The 3,539-nt window shown below is 69.3% G+C and carries 4 protein-coding genes; all 4 read left to right on the top strand.

The annotated features are described in order from the left end of the window. The first annotated feature begins 219 nt into the window (after positions 1–219). On the top strand, positions 220–888 hold the full coding sequence (locus tag U9980_RS07720) for a TetR/AcrR family transcriptional regulator C-terminal domain-containing protein (protein ID WP_322767309.1): 669 nt from the start codon (positions 220–222) through the stop codon (positions 886–888). 280 nt (positions 889–1,168) lie between these two features. After that, entirely contained in the window at positions 1,169–2,338 is a 1,170-nt protein-coding gene (locus U9980_RS07725; RefSeq protein WP_322767310.1) for a S1C family serine protease, read from the top strand. A gap of 24 nt (positions 2,339–2,362) precedes the next feature. Then, positions 2,363–2,905 carry a sigma-70 family RNA polymerase sigma factor gene (locus U9980_RS07730; protein ID WP_322748596.1) on the top strand — a complete coding sequence of 181 codons (543 nt, stop codon included), beginning with the start codon at positions 2,363–2,365 and terminating at the stop codon, positions 2,903–2,905. Further along, positions 2,902–3,539: zf-HC2 domain-containing protein (locus U9980_RS07735; RefSeq protein WP_322767311.1), on the top strand; the 638-nt coding region annotated here is incomplete at its 3' end. The genes U9980_RS07730 and U9980_RS07735, both read left to right, overlap by 4 nt.

The following is a 3,539-nucleotide window of genomic DNA, read 5'->3' on the forward strand; positions in this document are numbered from 1 at the left end:
GCTCCCGCTCTTGCGTGGCGTGACGACCCAGATTGCGACTCTCTGTCATCGCGAGGTGGGTTCGCAGGCGCCGGATTAACAGCCGCGTGTAAGTTCTCAACTGCTCCGACCCGGCCCGTCCGGTCCCCTTGTTCGCGCCGAATGACCGGATGGTGATCTGCCGGGCACGTGTCTCGCGCAGCCACAGGTCCCGTGAACCGAGGACGGACAGTAGCCAACATGGCGAAGAGCAACCGAGCCGGCACCCGCCAGCCACTCAGTCGTGAGCGGATCATCGATGCCGCTGTCCGACTCGTCGATCGCGACGGCGTCGACGCGCTCAGCATGCGCCGTCTCGCTGGCGTGCTCGGAGTGGAGGCCATGTCCCTGTACAACCACGTTCCCAACAAGGCCGCGGTACTCGACGGGGTGACCACGGTCATACTCGATGAAATCGATATACCCCCGGCGACGATCGGGCCATGGGAAGACCGGGTCCACGCCATTGCCGATGAGTTCCGCCGCGTGGCGCTGGCTCATCCTGCTGCCTTCATTCTACTGGCCACCCGGCCGGTGCGCTCGAAAGTGGCTATCCGGGCGTTCGAAACCGGGGTGGCCCTGCTGGCTGGCGCCGGCTTCGACAAGGCCACCTCCGTCCACGCGATACGCGCCATCGTCGCTCTTCATACCGGGGCACTCCTGCGCGAATTCGCCGGCGGCGGCAGTTCGCTGGTCGAGCGGTCCCAATCACCCGAGGTGCGGGCGCGACAGATCGAGGAGCTCCAGGCGGGCGGCTTCCCCGCGCTGGCCGCGGCCGTTCCCGATCTTGCAACCTGTGATCATGACGAGGAGTACCGGTTCGGGATGGAAATACTCCTGGCCGGGCTCCGCCAACGTCTGGGCCGGTAGCAGAAAGGGAGCGCGATCACCGAACGATCGCTGAACGATCACCGAACGGCGCGATGCGGGTGGGCTGGCAGTGGTTTCGGCGTGATGTGCCCCCCATCTGACCGTTCGGTGATCGCCCGGGGACGGCCACGCGATTGGGTTAGGTCGCCGGACCTCGATCGCGGTGGTCGAGGTCCGGCAGTCGGCAGTCGGCAGCCGGCAGGTGCGGCAAGCGGCAGGGGCTCGAACCGCGGGGCTCTGGCGGCGCCAGCCCTGGCGGTTGACTCACGAGGAGGTCCGCATGGTGGGTGAGGAGCGTCCCGGTACCTCCGCGTGGCGACTGCGGGCAGCCGCCCTTGGGTGTGTGACGGCGTGCATGACCAGCTCCGCCGTCGCGATCGGTACGGGGACCCCTGCGTCCGGTATGGCGGGTGGTCTCCTCGACGCCACCATCGTCCCGGGTCCGGCCATCCGTACCTTCGCCGCTCCCGGCCTGGTCACCGCGGCGACCGGCAGCCCCATTCCCTCGCAGCGATCCGGTGTCGCAGACCGGGTCACGCCGGGTGTGGTGCGCATTGTCTCCACGCTCGCCTCGCAGAGCGGGTCCGCCGCGGGAACCGGCATGGTGCTGAACTCCGCCGGTGAGGTGCTCACCAACAATCACGTCATCCAGGACGCCGCAAGCATAACCGTCACCGTCGCCAGCACCGGACGCGCGTATCCAGCCGCGGTCGTCGGCGCCGACGCAACCAATGATGTCGCAGTGCTCCAGTTGCGCGGCGCTGCCGGGCTGACCACAGTGCCGATCGGAGACTCGGCGAAGATCTCGATAGGCGCTTCCGTCGCAGCCGTCGGCAATGCCGAGGGTGGGGCACCGACCGTCGTCACCGGCGCTGTCACCGCCCTCAACCAGAGCATCACCGCCACCGACCCCGGTGGCGGCAACGCCGAGCAGCTGACCGGCCTCATCAGGACCAACCTCGCGATCAAACCCGGCTTCTCCGGTGGTCCGCTGGTCAGCGCGGCGGGTCAGGTGGTCGGTATGGACACCGCTGCCACGATGTTCAACGAGTATCTGCCGGCCGGGATGCGGGCCGGGTACTCCATCCCGATCAACCATGCGATAGCTGTCGCTCATCAGCTCGAGGCCGCAAAGCCTGCGGGCACTGCGGGCACCGCGGGCACCGCGGGCGGTGACGATGGCCGTGGCGCCGCAGCCGGTACCGCAACCGGTACTGCGACCGCTGCCCGGCCCGGCTCGCCCGCCGCGCGGGTCGTGATGACAACGGCTGCCAGGCGCACTGGCGACGTCCAGAACGAAGGCGAAGACGGCGCCGACGGCCGGCGGAATGCTCCGGTCGCGCCGGTCGCGCCGGTGCGCGCGATTTTGCCGCAGGTCGGCCAGCGGCCCGCGCGGCCCAGCCGTCGCCGGCCCGGCCGGCAGTCCGGGTCCAGCCAGCCGCGTGGATGAGAGCATCCGGCTGAACCATCGGACATGTTCAGCCGTGATGAGAAGGTGACGGCTCGCCGGGACGAGGAAACGGTCCTACGCGCGCTCCAAGAGGAGCACGGTAGCGCTGTGTTCACCTATGCGAACCGGCTGACGGACGGGGACCGAGGACGAGCCGAGGACATTGTGCAGGAGACGTTCCTGCGGGCATGGCGACGCCTGGACGCGGTGGCTGACCCCGATCGCGGCTCGATCCGGTCCTGGCTGCTCACTGTGGCCCACAACATCGCGTGCGACCAGTACCGGGCACGGCGGTCACGGCCGTACGAAGTGTCGCATGTCGATGTCACGGAGGTCCCCGCGGCGGACGACATCGAGCGTGCGATGGAGCGTTGGCTGGTCGCGGACGCGCTGGCAACGCTGAGTCCGGCACACCGCGCGGTGATTGTCGAGACCTTCTACCGGGGCCGGTCGGTGGCCGAGGCCGCCGAAGCTCTGGGCGTTCCGGTCGGGACGGTGAAGTCACGGGCGTTCTACGGGCTCCGGGCGCTGAAGCTCGCCCTGCGGGAGCGGGGAGTGAGCAGATGAGGTGCGAGCAGGCTGAGCTGACGCTCGGTGCGTTGGTCCTCGGGGCACTGGAGCCAGCCGAACGAACCGCGGTTCAGGCGCATCTGGCCGGCTGCACCCGCTGCCGGGACACGCTCAGCGAGTTTGCGGAGCTGCCCGGGCTGCTGTCGAGGCTGAGCCCCCAGGAGGCGGCATCAGGACTGCCCGCACCATCGCCGGACCTGCTACCGCGGATGGTCACGGCCGCCCGGGCGGTGACGGCGCAGCGCCGTCACCGCCGTCGTCGGCTCCTGGCCGTTGCGGCAGCCGCAGTGGTCGCGGTGAGCGGCACTGCCGCGGGGCTGGGCATATCCGGGTCCGACCCCCCGGCACGCACGGTCGTGTCCGCCACGGATTCGACGACACGGGTGCATACGACGATCTCGTTCGCACAGGTCGGCGTCGGTACCGGTCTAACGATCACTGTCAGCGGGGTGCCGTCGGAGGAACACTGCCAACTGGTGGTGGTGGCCACTGACGGCACACGTGAGGTCGCCGCCACCTGGGTCGCGACCTACGCCGGGGATGCCCGGGTCCAGGGCAGCACACGGCTGCCGCGCGAGAAGATCCGTGAGGTGCTGGTGATGACCGACGACGGCCGCCGCCTGGTGAGCGC

It is taken from the genome of Protofrankia sp. Cr1, from assembly GCF_963555865.1.
Lineage (GTDB): Bacteria > Actinomycetota > Actinomycetes > Frankiales > Frankiaceae > Protofrankia.

Coding starts and splice junctions, on each gene's coding strand:
- U9980_RS07725 (WP_322767310.1), top strand. CDS start 1,169: ATGGTGGGTGAGGAGCGTCCCGGTACCTCCGCGTGGCGACTGCGGGCA.
- U9980_RS07730 (WP_322748596.1), top strand. CDS start 2,363: ATGTTCAGCCGTGATGAGAAGGTGACGGCTCGCCGGGACGAGGAAACG.
- U9980_RS07720 (WP_322767309.1), top strand. CDS start 220: ATGGCGAAGAGCAACCGAGCCGGCACCCGCCAGCCACTCAGTCGTGAG.